The organism is Streptomyces sp. NPDC096152 (assembly GCF_044763235.1).
Lineage (GTDB): Bacteria > Actinomycetota > Actinomycetes > Streptomycetales > Streptomycetaceae > Streptomyces.
Genome location: NZ_JBIWFW010000005.1, coordinates 282,106 through 296,191 on the forward strand (window position 1 = coordinate 282,106; position 14,086 = coordinate 296,191).

Here is a 14,086-nt window from a genome sequence, read left to right on the forward strand (position 1 = left end):
ACGTACGACTCTGTCCACCTCGCCGGAAAAGTGAAACCCGTTCGGGCAAAGCGGAGTTGGTGCGCCGAACGGCACGCGCCCGCGCCGGACCGGCGCACGCCGGATCGACGGACGCGGGGCCGGCGCGCGCCGGATCACCGCACCTCGGACCCGCGCGCCGGACCAGCGCGCCGGACCAGCGCGCCGGACCAGCGCGCCGGACCAGCGCACCTCGGATCGGCGCGCCGGTTCACCGCACCTCGGGCCGGCGCACCGCACCCCGCGTCAGCGCGCGCCGGGTCGGCCCGTGTCCGCCACGCAGTGCTGCAGCAGCTGCCGCACCTGCGGGTCGACGATCCGGTAGCGCACCACGCGCCCCTCCTTGTCCCCCTCCACGGCCCCCGCCGCGCGCAGCAGCCGCAGGGCCTGCGAGACGGCCGGGTCGTTCATGCCCGTGGCGATCGCGAGGTCGGAGACGGCGAGCGGGCCGGTGCGGTGCAGGGCCAGCAGCAGGGCGAGCCGCTTGGGGTCGGCGAGCAGGGAGAAACGGTCGGCCCAGGCACGGACGTGGCCGGCATCGCCGATCGCGGCGATGGCGTCGCACACCCGGTGGCCGTCGATCGTGCGGCGGTCTGCGCGGTCCGCGGGGACGAGATGCATGGCGTCATCCTCGCAGGCACCCCCGTGTGATCTTCCATACCTGCCCAGGTGCGCAGCTATGCAGGGAACCGCGCACGGCCCTACGGTGGGCGGGCCGTGGTGTTCGGGAAGCCGGTGACGGCCCTTCAGGGGCCCATGCCGGAGCGGCCCTCGCCACTGTGATCGGGGAGTTCCCGTTCCGTCCGGCTCACGCCGGGCCACTGGTCGCACGACCGGGAAGGCAGGGACGGCGGACGCACGACCCGTAAGCCAGGAGACCGGCCACGGCAGCTCACGAAGTGATCCACGAGGTGCTGGAGCGTGATACCGGATGACCCTGCCCGACCCTGCCCCGACGCCGTCCTTCCGCTGGCGCCGGGAGGACACCCTCAAGACCGCCGGCCTGATGGCCGTCATCGCCGTGCTGCACGTCGTGGCCTTCGGCGTGCTGTTCCTCCTCGTCGTGCCCGGGCACTACGTGGTCGGCTCCCAGGCCTTCGGCATCGGCCTCGGCGTGACCGCCTACACCCTCGGTATGCGGCACGCCTTCGACGCCGACCACATCGCCGCCATCGACAACACCACCCGCAAGCTGATGGCCGACGGCAAGCGGCCGGTGTCGGTCGGATTCTGGTTCGCCCTGGGCCACTCCAGTGTGGTCGTCGTGCTCTCCGTACTGATCGCGGGCGGCACCCAGCTCGCCGGAAAGGTCATGGACCAGGGCTCGCGCACCCACCAGGTCCTCGGCTTCATGGGGACGACCGTCTCGGGTACGTTCCTCTACCTGATCGCCGCCCTCAACCTGGTCGCCCTGATCGGCATCCTCAAGGTCTTCCGGGCGATGCGGGCGGGCACCTACGACGAGCGGGAGCTCGAAGAGCACCTGAACTCCCGCGGCTTCATGAACCGCGTCCTCGGCCGGCTGACCAGGTCTGTCAGCCGGCCCGGCCAGATGTTCCCCCTGGGCTTCCTGTTCGGCCTCGGCTTCGACACCGCCACCGAGGTCACGCTGATGGTGATGGCGGGCTCGGGGGCGGCGGCCGGACTGCCCTGGTACGCGATCCTCTGCCTGCCGCTGCTGTTCGCCGCGGGCATGAGCCTGTTCGACACCCTCGACGGCACGTTCATGAACTTCGCCTACCAGTGGGCGTTCTCGAACCCCGTCCGCAAGGTGTTCTACAACCTCACCATCACCGGCCTGTCGATCGCCGTCGCCTTCTTCATCGGCACGATCGAGCTGGTCGGTGTGCTGCACGACAAGCTCGACCTGCGCGACGACGTCACCGGCTGGATCGCCGGGCTGGACCTGGACAACGTCGGCTACGTCATCGTGGGCCTGTTCGTCGTGGTGTGGGCGGCGGCGCTGTCGTACTGGAAGGTGGCCAAGGTGGAGCAGCGGTGGGCGGTCCCGGCGGCCGACGTCAACTAGCCTCCGCCCGGGCAGCGTTCTCGACCGTCGTGAGATACAGCTTCACGTAGCGCTCGACGTCGATGTCCAGGGCCACGTCCACCAGCGGCTGTTCGCGCATCTCGCCGTGCAGTTCCGCCTCGCCCGGCCGCGGGCGGCGGTCGACGACCGTCTGCCCGCGGGCCGGGCCCGGCGCGAGGTTCACCTCCACCGGCAGCCGGTGGGTGGTCAGTCCCGCCGGGTCGGCGACCGAGCAGACCGCGCCCGCGTCGCCGAGGCCGCCGCAGACGTCGCCGAGGGTGTCGGAGGGGGTCTGGTAGGTCGCCGGGTCGCGGTGGGACAGCAGCCGCCCGGCCAGCCGGGCGCCGGGCTCCGCGCTCTCCCGGAGCCGCCGTACGTCCGCCGCCGGGACGGTCACCCGCTCGAACACGTCGAGGCCGTACATGGTGATCGGCACCCCGGCGGTCAGCAGGATCGCCGCCGCCTCGGGGTCGTGCCAGACGTTGAACTCGGCGACCGCCGTGGCGTTCCCGACGGCCACCGCGCCGCCCATGAACACGATCCGCTCGATGTTGCCCGTCACCTCCGGGTGGGTGCGCAGCAGCAGGGCGATGTTCGTCAGCGGGGCCGTCGGGACCAGGGTGACCGGACGGTCGGACGCCATGATCTCCCGGCGCAGCAGCGCCACCGCGTCCACGTCGACGGGACGGCGGCCCGGCGCGGGCAGACCGAGGTCGCCCATGCCGTCCCGGCCGTGCACGTGGTGCGCGCCCCGGGCCGGCTCGATCAGCGGGCGCCGGGCGCCGCGCGCGACGGGCACGTCACCGGCGCCCGCCTGGTCCAGGACGGTCAGGGTGTTGCGCACCACCTGGTCCACGTCCGTGTTCCCCGCGACACAGGTGACCGCGCGCAGGTCGAGACCCGGATGGCGTACGGCGAACAGCAGGGCCAGGGCGTCGTCGACGCCGGTGTCGCAGTCGATCACCACGGGGACGGGCTGACCGGTCACGGCGGGCTCCTTCCGTCGCACCGACCCTATGTGCCACTCCCGTCTCGCGGTACCGCGCGCCGGGGCTCGCGCGCCGGGGCGATGGAGTGCTTTTCACACGATCACCCGGACGGCCCGGCGCGCTGGTGCGCGGGCGCCGCCGGTGGTGCCGTGAACTGAGCCCAGCCCCTCAAGGTCCGTACGTCTGGAGGCACCGCCATGCCCCCCTCCCCGGCCCGCGCCCGCTCCGCCTCCGCCGCGCTGACCACGGTCGCCGCCGCCGCCCTGCTCACCACGACCGCGTGCACGGTCGGGCCCGGGCAGGCCGAGCCGCCCCCGGTGACGGCACCCGACACCCGCACGCCCGCAGCCTCCCCGGCCGGGTCCGCGCTGACCGCCGCGCAGGCGCAGGCCGCCCTGCTCACCCAGGCCGACCTGGGTTCGGCGTGGGCGCCCACCGAGGGCGCCGCGACCTGGCGGGACGGACTGCTCAAGGCGAGCACCGAGACACCCGACTGCCAGCGCCTGCTCGACGCCCTCTACGCCGACGAGCCGCTCGGCACGCCGACCGGGACGCACGCGGTCGCCGCCTTCGACAACGGCGACGACGCGGCCCAGCTGCGCTACCAGGTCCTCGACCGCCCGGCGGCGGACGTGGACCGGTCCCTGGCCTGGCTGAAGAAGCTGCCGGAGACCTGCGCCCAGTTCACGGCGACGACCACGCGGGCCGGCACGCAGCGGGTGGAGGTCACCGATCTCAAACTGCCGGCCGTCGGCGACGCCCGCCAGGGACTGCGGGTGGTGCTGACCGGCAGGAACTCCGACGGCGACCGGACCGTGCTCACCCTGGACGTGGCCGCGGTACGGGTCGGCGGTACCTCGATCACCCTCACCGACGGCGCCCTCGGCGGCATCTCGTCCGACGCCACCGCGCAGACGGCCCAGCTGGGCGCCCAGCGTCTGTCGGAGATCCGCCGGCGGGCGCGGGTGCAGGCCTGAGAGGGGCGGGCCCCCTTCACAGGGGCGGCTGGGCGGGGGCCGGGCCCAGGGTGGTGGTGCCGGGGGCCGTGCGGTGGCCCAGGCCGGTGCGGTAGGCGTCCAGGGCGGCCTCGACGCGGCCGGTGCGGCGCAGCAGGTCGCCGAGGAGGCGGCACAGGTCGGCCAGGTCGCCGGCCGCGCCCGCCCGCTCCAGGAGGCTCAGCGCGCGGACGTAGTGCTCCTCGGCGGTCTCGGTGTCGCGGGCGTCCTCCGCGATGATGCCGAGCAGCCGGTGCGCGGCGGCCGCGTGGACGGCGCCTCGCTCGGAGGAGAGGTCGCCGAGGACGTCGCGCAGCAGCGCCGCGGCCTCATCCGACTTGCCGCGCCGGTGCATCACATCGGCCAGCTCGACCACGACCTGACTGGTGTAGAGCGCTGCCCGCCGGGCCGAGAGCATGGCCTTCGCGGAGCGCAACTCATCCTCGGCCCGGTCCAGTTCGCCGTTCTGCGCGCAGACGTAGCCGCGCATCCAGTGGCATTTGGCCAGTTCGGTGCGCAGCTGGAGGCTGCGGTAGAGCTCGGCGGCCCTGGCGAGCGACGCGTCGGCCTCGGCGACCCGGCCCTCGGCCAGCAGGGTGCGGGCGACCGAGCGGTGCATCCGGGCCACCAGCGCCGGATCGCCCGCCTGCGGGGCCAGGGCCAGCGCGAACTCCGCCGCCTGCGCCGCCCGCGCGTGCGCCCCCATGTCCATGTACGGCCCGATCACGCTCGCGTACAGCAGGAGCAGCGCGTCCGGGTCGTGCAGTCCGCCCCGGTTGAGCTCGTCGAGGGCGGATTCGAGGAGGTAGACGGCGTACCGGAGTTCGCCGGCCAGGTAGTGGGAGACGGCGCGGCCGCGCAGGGCGGGCACGCGGGCCGGTAGCGGCGCGTCGGCGAGGGCCCGCTCGGACCGCTCGAAGTGCTGCCGGCCGGCCTCCAGTTCACCGGCCTCCAGGGCGCACTCGCCGAGCCCCAGCAGGGCCGCCGCCTGGACGTCGGCGAGTTCGTGCTCCTCGGCCTCCGCGAGCAGCCGCGCATAGCTCTCGGCCGCCTTCCCGGTCTCCCCGGCGGCGAGGGCGCGCTGTGCCTCGACGAGCCTGAGCCGCAGGTCGGTGGCGAGGTGGGCGGGGCGCCCGGTGGCGAGTTCGTCGAAGGCGACCCCGAGCCGGCCGGCGAGGTGCCCGAGCGCCTCGTCCGAGGGCCGCACCCGTCCGGCCTCCAGGGTGGAGATGTAGGCGGGCGTGTACGCCGGCTCCGCCAACTGCCGCTGGGTGAGGCCTTTTTCGCGCCGCAGCCGCTGCACCCTGCGCCCGATGGTCTTCGGGTCGTCCCGCTTCGCCATGCGGTTAATCATGCCAGTAAGCAGACTTACACCGAGCGGTCCCGCGGGCCTGCCGAGGCGCCCGCACGAGGCGGCCGGATGGCGCCCAACTCCCTTGGGCCCCCTTCCGGTTCGGCCTCCCGACCCCCTAGGTTGGGGAGCACATTAAACGTGCTTAATCCATCACTGTCGCTGCGAGGTCGGTTGCCGTGCCCGGACGCACTGTCGCGCGCCATGGACGCATCTCCGCACGTTACGCCAGAGGATTCGGCGCGGCGGTCATAGCCGTGGCCGCCCTGATCACCGCCGCCAACGCCGGCCCCGCGCGCGCGTCGGACGCCGCACCGGCCGCCCACCAGGCGGATCGACACCGCTAGGGCCTCTCATCCGGATCTTGCCGGGGGTCGCGGGGCCTGGCGGGCCCGAGCCCGAAGAGGGTCCTGGCCGGCCCGAGCCCGAAGAGGGCGCCCTAGTCCGGCAGGGCCCGGCGCAGGGCCCGGTCCAGGCGGGCGGCCAGCTCCGCGTCGCCCGGCGGGTCGTCGGTGAACAGGGCCCCCAGCTCAGCGGTGAACGTCTGGGTGAAGGCCCCGTAGAGCGGGGTGCTCGGCCGCCGCACCGCCGCGCGCAGGGCCGGCAGCAGGATGCCGCGGGCGTAGCGGGGGCGGCCCGTCCGGTCGCGGGGCATGTGGTCGGCACTCTCGCCGGTCGGCGACGCCGAGGGGCTCGCCCCGGAGGTGGGCGCGGAGGCGCAGGTGACGTGGTCGTCCACGTACGCCGAGGTGCGCGTCGCGGCGAAGCCCGCGTCCAGCAGGCAGCGTTCGCTCGCCGGGCTGGTGAGGAAGGTGATCAGCTCGGCCGCCTTCTCCGCCCGCTGCGAGTCCCGGGTCACCGCCAGGTTCTGCCCGCCGAGCACCGCCCGGCCGGGCAGCGGCGCCACGCCCAGCTGCTTCTCGGTGAAGGTCTGGTACAGCGTGCGGTAGGCGTACGGCCAGTGCCTCAGGAACGCGGTGCGGCCGTCCGCGAAGTCGCTGAGCGAGGCGGCCTCGTCGGAGTCGACGGCGTCGTCGAGGGTGTACGGCTTCGCGGTGCGCCCGCGCAGCTCCGCGATGCCGTCGCTCAGCTCCTGGACGTCACCGGTGTAGTGGCCGGAGGCGTCGGTGAGCGCGAAGTCCTTCGTCGCCGACGCGAACGCCTCGATCGCGTTGACCGTACGGCCCTCGTACCCGGCCAGCTGCGTGGTCCACGCCTTCTCGAACCCCTTGGGCCGGTGCGTGTTCAGGACGTCGCCCAGGTTGAGCAGGTCCTGCCAGTCGGTGCCGCCGCCGAGCGCGGTCTGCTGGACGCCCGCCTCGCGCAGGTAGTCCTTGCGGTAGTAGAGCAGCCCGACGTCGCTGTTGAACGGCACCGCGTACACCTTGTCCTTCCAGCGGGCGGTGCCGGCGACCGACGCGATCACGTCGGCGTCGACCGCCCGGTCGGACAGCGGGCGGATCAGCCCGGCCTCGGCGAACTCCGGCACCCATGTCACGTCCAGGTTCACCACGTCGTACTTCGCGCTGCCCGACTGCAGCGCGCCCAGCAGCTGGCTGCGCTGCTCGTCGGCCGAGCCGGGCAGTTCCACCAGGCGGGCGGTGAAGTTCGAGTGCTCCTTGGCCTGTTGCTGGTTCCAGGCGTCGATGAGCTGCTCGCGGATGCCGTTCTTGCCGGTCACGTCCCGGCCGCTGGCCACCACGATCTCCCCGGGCACGTCGGCGGCGGGCGTCTGCGTCGCCTGCGGGCCCCGCCCGGTGCAGGCGCCGACCGCGAGCAGCGGCAGCAGCGCGGACAGGGCGAGCCGTCGCGCCATCAGCCGCAGGGACACCGGCCGGCGTGGCTCGGGCCGCCCTGTCTTCGGCCGCTGCGGCACCAGTCGCCCTGTCTTCGGCCGCTGTGGCATCAGTCGCCGTGGTGTCAGCCGCTGTGACACCTGTCGCCGTGGTGTCAGCCGCTGTGGCATCAGCCCTCGTGGCGTCGGTGGCCGTGACATCAGTCCTCCCCCGTCCCCACCCGTGCGACCTCGTCGTGCAGCCCCGTGCCGAGGTCGTCGCCGGCGTCCAGGCAACGGCCCCCGCTCGCCTCGGCGATCAGGGCGTCGGGCCGGCCCTCGTCGCAGGAGCCGCCCGCCAGGGACACCATGTCCACCGGCACCTTGAGCCGGCGTGCCCGGGTCAGCACCTCGTCCAGGTTCCCGCCGGTCAGCCGGTTGTCGTCCTCGTCGTCGGTGATGTAGACGATCAGCTGCGGCCGCGCGTCGTCGGTGCCGCGGCGCCGCATCTCGTCGAGCGCGGCGAGCAGGGCCGCGTGCGGATCGGCCTCCGCGTCCCGCACCCGCGCCCCGCCGTCCACGACGCGCTCGGCGTCGGCGCGCCGGTGGTGCGTGAAGGGCAGCAGCGTCCCGTACGACCGTGCGCCCGAGGTGCCGTACACCGACCACACGCCGTACTCGTCCTGCACACCGAGTCCGCCGAGGGACTGCTTCAGCAGGCCGGGGCCGCCGCTGGGCCCGCGCCACTGGGCGTTCATCGAACCGGAGCTGTCGAGGAGGTAGAGGACCCGGCCGGGGCCGTTGGCGCTGCGGTACCGGTCCAGCACCGTGTCCATCACCCCGGGTTCGGCGGGGCCGGGCAGCGGGCTGGGGTCGCGCAGCACGCCCTCGCCGGGGTCGTCCTGGTCGAGCAGGGCGTGGCCGGGGCCGGACGCCTGCCGGAAGCCGGCCTTCTCGAACGTGGCACGGCCCGGCTCGCCGGTGAGCCAGTCGTGGAAGCGGCGCACGGCGTCGTCCCGCGCCTGCGCGTCCCGGTCGGCGCCCTCCCAGCGCACCCGTACGAACGTGGGCGTCAGCCCTGGTACGTCGCTCGGGTACTCGGCGATCCGCCGCACCCGGGTGGTCCGGGCGCAGCCGACGCCGCTCTTCAGCAGGAACTCGGGGACGAGTACGGCGGTGCGGCCGTCCGCGGCGTGGTCGGCCGGCAGCGTGCACAGCAGCTCGGCGGAGGTGGGCGCGGGCGGCCCGGTGGGGCGGATCCTCCCCTCGGCGGTGCGCGGGTCGGCGCCGCCGCCGCCGTAGAGGCCGACGGTCGCGAGGAGCGCGGAGTCGGTGAACTCGGGGTCGGGCCGCCGGACCTCGGCGTTCGCGTCCTGCTTCCTCAGGGCGTCGACCAGTTGGGACAGCGGGCGCCCGACGCGGTCCGCCAGAGCGTCCGCGGCGGTGTTCTGCGGGACGGCCAGGACGACCGGCGAGTACACGAAGGGCCCGGCTTCCGGCTCCAGCGGGGCGAAGGAGCGGTTGGGCCGGTCGGTGTTGACCCGGGGCACGTCCGCGACGGAGGCGGGGATCCAGACGTCCGGCTGCGGTCCCACGTCCCGCTGCGGGTCGGCGTCCTCGCGGGGTGCCTGCCAGGGGTCCGTCTGCTGGTGCAGCGCGCTGACCGCGGCGGCCGCGCCCGCGCCGTAGACGGTGATGCCGGTACGGCGGCAGCCGTGCCCGGTGGTGTTGGCGTCCGAGGTGAGGTACGCGTCCGCGTCCGCGCGCACCGTCGGCTCCAGGTCGGGGTCGGTCAGTACGCGCAGCTCCAGCGGCGGCACGCAGGGGTGGTCGCCGCCGGGGGCGATGAGGACGTAGCAGCCGATGCCGAGGGCGCCGAGCGCGAGCACGATCAGGGCGCTCACGGCGGCCCGGACGCGGGGGCGCAGCCCGCGGAACCACCGGCCGGCGGCGCGGCCCCGGCCGCGAACGGCCCGCAACGGGGCCACGAGCGAGCCCCGGGCCCCGGAGCCCGCCGGCCGCCCCGGCCCGGACGACTCCGCGCGCTCCGACGGCTCCGCATCCGGCCGCCCGGATCCCGGCGGCGCCGAACCCGGCCGTCCCCGCGGCTCGGATCCCGGCCGCTCCGCACCGGGCCGCCCCGATCCCGGCGGTTCCGCACGGGGCGGCTGCTCGGACGCCTCCGGACCGGGCCCCGGCTGCTCGGACGACTGGGTGGAGGACGGGGGAGACACCGAGGCGGCCGAGACCGCCGCCCCCGACGTCGACGCCGACGCCGACACGGGGGACCGTGACGACGGCGGAGACGGCGGGGAGGACGACAACGGTGAGGACGGTGACAAGGGGGCCGCCGCCAGCAGGACGTCCGTGCCAGGCTCCCCGGCGAGCTGCGGCTCCCACAGGTCCCCGAGCGTGGTCGTACGGCCCGCCAGAGACATCCGGTCCCGCAGCCGGTCGAGCAGCTCCAGAAGCGACGACTCCCCGTCCGCGCCGAGGAGTCGTACGAGTGCGTCGGTGAACGGCGTCGGTCTCGTGCCGTCGCCGGAGTCGATGAGCCGGTTGGCCTGCACGCTCATCAGCAGCAGGATCTTCTGGCGTCGGTCGGCGAAGTCGTGCCAGACCTTGGCGGCGTTGCCCGCGTAGCAGCAGTCGAGGATCACCACGACGCGCTCGGCGCGGCTCCCGGCCAGCTCGGTGAGCACAGCGGTGAAGGCGTCGGCGCCGGGGAACACCGCGCGCCCGCCCGCGACCACGCGCGCGTTGCGCATCTGCAGGAACAGCTCGTTGCCCGCGCTCGGCACCGCCCCGTGCCCGGCGAAGTAGCACAGCAGCAGCCCCTCGGTGAGGCGGGCGGCCGTGCGCAGCTCCTCGCTGAACTCGTCCAGGGACGGCGAACGCCGGACGGTGATCTGCTCCGGGTCGAACACACCGCCCCGCCGCAGCACTTCCTCGAGGTGGGTCAGGTTGTGCCGGACGGCGGGCAGATCGCCGGGGACGCCGTCCGGTTCGGCCGGTTTCGTATGGTCGTAGTCCGACACGCCGACCAGCAGCGCCCGGTTCACCCGCCCGCGCGGGTCGAAGCGGTCCACGGGGCTACCCCTCGTCGAGGTCCACCGGATCGACCCGTTCCTCCGGCGGATCACCGCGCTCCACCCGGCGGCGGTTCTCCTTCCAGGCCGCGACCGCCCGCTTGGTCTGCGCCAGCAGCTCCCGGAACGTGATCTCGGTGCCCACGCCGACCACGACCAGCAGGATCTCCATGCCGACACCCATGTGCCCCGGCGGGCCGTCCGTGCGCGGCCGCTCCAGGATCCGCAACCGGCCGCCGCGGACCAGCTCCTCCAGCGGTCTCTCCCGCTCCAGCCACGCCTTCAGCGCGGCGACGTCGTTGGTGCTGCCCGCGCTCCCGTCCAACCGGACCCGGATGCCTCGGCCGGCCACGCCATCCCCCTCAGCCATAACTCACCATTCTGGCATCGCGGCGGGGGTCGCGGGGAGGGTTCGTACCGGACACGTCCTTTTGCTACCAGCGGAGTTGGGTCAGCCCTGCGTCTGGAGCTGCCGCAGCTGCTGCCGTACGTGGTCCAGCGCGCCCTGCCGCCGGCCGGGCACCCGGCCGCGCAACTCGGCCAGTTCGGGACCGAGTTCACGGGCTCGCGCCGGGTCGCCGACCTGCCCCCACTGGTGGTGCGCCCGGTCGACGGCGGCCTCGACCTCCGGGGTGTCGGGGGACTGTCCCAGGGCGAGGCGGGTGGTGGCGACGGTCAGCCAGGCGCGGCAGCTGCGGGCCGCGTCCCCCGCGAACATCGCGAGATCCGCGCGGACTTCGGCCCAGTGCAGCGCCTCCTCGGAGGCCGTTCCGTACGCCCGTACGGCGGCCTGCTCCCAGCGGGCGGCCAGCGCGTCGGCGTCGCCGTGCCGCCCGCCCCGGACGCACTCGGCGATCGCGGCGTGCGGGTCGTCCGCGCCCGGCGGCCGCGGATCGCGCCGCGGGGCCGGGACGCCGTCGGCCGTCGCGGCGAGCGGGGAGGCCGTCAGCAGCGCCTGCGGGGCGTGGCCCCCGGCGGGTACGCCTTCCGCCGTCGCGGCGATCGGGTCGAACGCCGGCGGCTGCGGGAGCCGCCACCCGGCCGGGGCGCCCCCGGCCGCCGCGGCCGGCGGCTCGGGGTGGAAGGACGCGGCCGTCGCGGGGTATCGGCCGGGAGGGAAGGGCGCGTCGGTCGCGGGGTGCCGGCCGGGACGGAGGGACGCGTCCGTCGCGGGGTACGGGACGCCCGCTCCCGGCGGCTGTGCCGTCAGCACCAGGTCGCCGCCGGTACCGCCCTCGTCGGCGAGGCGCGCCAGCGCCTGCTGGTGCAACTGGCCTGGTGGCGGCCGGTGCCCGCTGCGCAGGAGGGTCGCCACCGCCTTCATGTACGACGGCACCGCGACCGTGCGCCGAGACGGCGGGGGCGCGATCCGGCCGTACACGGCGATGTTGCGGCCCGAGTCCAGCGGGCGCTCCCGGAGCTGGGCCCAGGCCTCCGGGTCCGCGTGCAGGTCGGCCAGGACTGTGGTGGTGCCGTCCGGGCGCAGCCGGAGCTCCTCGCGCAGCCAGTGCCAGGGCAGGGCGGTGTAACGGACCGTCGCGGGGGCGGTCCGGGCGAGCGCCAGATGGGGCAGGCGCTGCCGGCGGTCGAGCTGGAGCTGGCCGGTGACGAAGACGGTCAGCGGGCCGGGGGCCGCCGCGGCGGCACGCAGCCGGGTCAGGACGGCCTGCGGTTCGAGCGGGTCGACGAGTTCCACGACGGTCGCGGTGTCCGTGCCGGAGAGCACGGCGGGCGGGACGGCGGCCAGCACGGGAAGCACCGACGCGGCGTCCACCAGGCGCCCCCGGCCCACGGGTGAGGCCGCCAGCAGCAGCACTGTTCCGGGCATCGTCCCCCCGTGTCGTGTCGGTGATCCTGACTGGTCGCGTACGTCAGCACCGTAGCCTCTGCGGCTGCAAAGGTGGGCTTCGGACCGGTCAGCGCCGGTCGAGGCCGTACCGGGGCCCCCGCCCGGTGGCCCGCCCGGCGGCGCGGCGGACGGCGAAGATCGTGGTGTCGTCGCCGAGGTGGCCGCCGGAGTGGCGCAGGGTGCCGTCCCGGACGTGGGCGACCAGGCGCTGCGGCTCGGCGGTGCGCGGGTCGGCGGCCACGGCGCGGGCCAGCTCGGTGACCAGCGGGTAGAACCTCCCCGCGCCGTCGCGGGACTCCGTGACGCCGTCGGTGAACAGCAGCAGGGTCTCACCGGGGCCGAGTTCCATCCGCCGCACCGCCTGGGGACGGCCGGGGGCCAGCTCCCCGAGGCCGAGCGGGAGGCGGTCGCCCTGCGGCAGCGGCCGTACCCCGCCGGGGCCGACCGCGAGCGGCGGCTCATGGCCGAAATTGACCATCTCCACGGCGTTCGTGGCGTCCGCGGGGAAGCCGAGGAGCAGGGCGGTGGCGAAGCGGTCGCCGTCCTCGCGGCCGAGCGCCGTGGTGTGGCGGCGGTGCCGCAGCATCCGGGTCTCCAGGCGTTCGGCGACGGCCGCCAGGGACGGTTCGTGGAAGCCGGCCTCGCGGAAGGTGCCGAGCAGCGCGGCCGCCGCCTCGACCGCGCCGAGGCCCTTGCCCTGCACGTCGCCGATGAGGACCCAGGTGCGGCCGGGGCCGGGCTGGATGTCGTAGAAGTCGCCGCCGACGCGGGCCTCGGTGTCGGCCGCGAGATAGGCGGCCGAGTGGTCCAGCCCGCCGAAGCCCGGGGGCAGAGGCCGCAGCACGGTGCGGCGGGTGGTCTCGGCGACGTCCTGCATGTGCAGCATGCGCCGCTCGCCGCGTACCCGGACCGCGCAGGCCAGCACGGCGAGGATGCCGCCGGTGGCGACGAGGATGAAGTCGGGGACCCCGGTCTGGAACTGGTGCGGCCAGGCGCTGTCCACCAGCAGGTAGGTGACGACCGACAGCGCGGCGAAGACGGCCGTCGCCCACACCCCGCAGATCGCCGCGGAGATGCCGGGGACCAGCACGATCCAGGAGATGATCCGGAACTCGCCGGTGGTGTTCCAGTCGACCACCGCGATCGCCACGAGCAGCAGCAGCGGCGGCACCCAGGCCACACTGCGCCCGCGCACACGCAGCAACTGGCCGCGGTGCAGGACGTCGCCGCGACCGTGCTCCGGATAACGGTCGAGCGGCTCCGCACCCCCACCGCCGTCACTCACGCGCCTCAGCGAAACACAGCGGCGCACCGGCCGCATCCGGGCCGGGGGCGGGGTGGGGTGGGGCCGGACGGCCCACACGTCGGGCGCGGCCGCGGAAAGCTTCTGGAACAATCCCGTCCGCCGACTTGCCGACGCCCGCCGCCCGGTGTGCCCTGGTAGGCGGGGGCGAAGAGAGAGGAGTGCTCTCATGGCTCAGGCGCTCGCGCCCGGCAGCACCAGGCGCACCCACCCGCCCGACGTCTTCAGCGAGCGGACCCACGCCGTCGCCCGCTGGGCGATCCCCGCCGTGCTGGGACTCGTCTACGGCTTCTGGGCCGCGGCCAACCAGCGCCACGGCGGGCCGGTCACCGGCTGGAACCTGCTCTTCGGCTGGGTCACCGCAATCGTGTTCATGCTGGCCATGGTCGGTGTCCTGTACCTGGCGCCGCGCCTCAGGCGCGAGCTGCACGCCACCCTGTGGGGCGCCTTCACCGGCATCGCCGTGGGCTTCCTCTACGCCCAGACCGGCGACTCGGTCTTCACCGCCCTCTTCATCGGCCTGGGCTGCGCCGCCCTGGTGGGCGTCTCGCTCTTCTACTGGTGCTACACCCACGAGGACGCCGAGGGCCACCACCTCTGACCCCCGCGCCCCGCCGGGGCTCGACCTGTCCGCCGGGCCCCGCGCCACGCCGCGCCTTGCCCCGGAGGCCCCACCCCTCCGCACATGG

General features: G+C 74.9%; 10 protein-coding genes, 1 pseudogene and 1 riboswitch. Of the genes and pseudogenes, 3 read left to right on the forward strand and 8 right to left on the reverse strand.

The window, feature by feature from the left end:
* Positions 1-264: 264 nt before the first annotated feature.
* Positions 265-639 (reverse strand): ArsR/SmtB family transcription factor, encoded by a 375-nt coding sequence (locus ACIQ9G_RS19015; protein WP_403610619.1) that lies wholly within the window; start codon positions 637-639, stop codon positions 265-267.
* Between the two features lie 80 nt (positions 640-719).
* Positions 720-920: riboswitch (cobalamin riboswitch) on the forward strand.
* On the opposite strand from ACIQ9G_RS19015, the pseudogene ACIQ9G_RS19020 reads away from it, so the two are divergent.
* A pseudogene (locus ACIQ9G_RS19020) lies at positions 918-2,047 on the forward strand (HoxN/HupN/NixA family nickel/cobalt transporter). Its footprint overlaps the riboswitch before it by 3 nt.
* Here ACIQ9G_RS19020 and ACIQ9G_RS19025 read toward each other — a convergent pair.
* A complete protein-coding gene (locus ACIQ9G_RS19025; protein WP_403610622.1) occupies positions 2,040-3,035 on the reverse strand; it encodes a nucleoside hydrolase in 996 nt (331 codons plus the stop codon). The pseudogene ACIQ9G_RS19020 and the gene ACIQ9G_RS19025 sit on opposite strands and share 8 nt — an antisense overlap.
* Positions 3,036-3,233: 198 nt before the next feature.
* Between ACIQ9G_RS19025 and ACIQ9G_RS19030 the strand changes: the two genes are divergently transcribed.
* Complete coding sequence (locus ACIQ9G_RS19030) at positions 3,234-4,013, forward strand: hypothetical protein (protein WP_403610625.1); 780 nt, start codon at positions 3,234-3,236, stop codon at positions 4,011-4,013.
* A gap of 16 nt (positions 4,014-4,029) precedes the next feature.
* Here ACIQ9G_RS19030 and ACIQ9G_RS19035 read toward each other — a convergent pair whose 3' ends face one another.
* From ACIQ9G_RS19035 to ACIQ9G_RS19060, 6 genes are all read right to left on the reverse strand, one after another.
* Positions 4,030-5,373, reverse strand: coding sequence for a tetratricopeptide repeat protein (locus tag ACIQ9G_RS19035; RefSeq protein ID WP_403610627.1), 1,344 nt, complete (start codon positions 5,371-5,373; stop codon positions 4,030-4,032).
* Positions 5,374-5,821: 448 nt separating this feature from the next.
* A complete protein-coding gene (locus ACIQ9G_RS19040) occupies positions 5,822-7,198 on the reverse strand; it encodes an extracellular solute-binding protein (protein ID WP_403610630.1) in 1,377 nt (458 codons plus the stop codon).
* A 179-nt stretch (positions 7,199-7,377) separates the two neighbouring features.
* Positions 7,378-10,245 (reverse strand): caspase family protein, encoded by a 2,868-nt coding sequence (locus ACIQ9G_RS19045; RefSeq protein WP_403610633.1) that lies wholly within the window; start codon positions 10,243-10,245, stop codon positions 7,378-7,380.
* Between the two features lie 4 nt (positions 10,246-10,249).
* On the reverse strand, positions 10,250-10,615 hold the full coding sequence (locus ACIQ9G_RS19050) for a hypothetical protein (RefSeq protein WP_403610636.1): 366 nt from the start codon (positions 10,613-10,615) through the stop codon (positions 10,250-10,252).
* An 81-nt stretch (positions 10,616-10,696) separates the two neighbouring features.
* Positions 10,697-12,073, reverse strand: coding sequence for a hypothetical protein (locus tag ACIQ9G_RS19055; protein WP_403610639.1), 1,377 nt, complete (start codon positions 12,071-12,073; stop codon positions 10,697-10,699).
* Positions 12,074-12,161: 88 nt separating this feature from the next.
* Positions 12,162-13,379, reverse strand: coding sequence for a PP2C family protein-serine/threonine phosphatase (locus tag ACIQ9G_RS19060; protein WP_403610642.1), 1,218 nt, complete (start codon positions 13,377-13,379; stop codon positions 12,162-12,164).
* A 187-nt stretch (positions 13,380-13,566) separates the two neighbouring features.
* On the opposite strand from ACIQ9G_RS19060, the gene ACIQ9G_RS19065 reads away from it, so the two are divergent.
* Positions 13,567-13,998, forward strand: a complete 432-nt coding sequence (locus tag ACIQ9G_RS19065) for a hypothetical protein (RefSeq protein WP_403610645.1) — start codon at positions 13,567-13,569, stop codon at positions 13,996-13,998.
* Positions 13,999-14,086 lie beyond the last annotated feature (88 nt).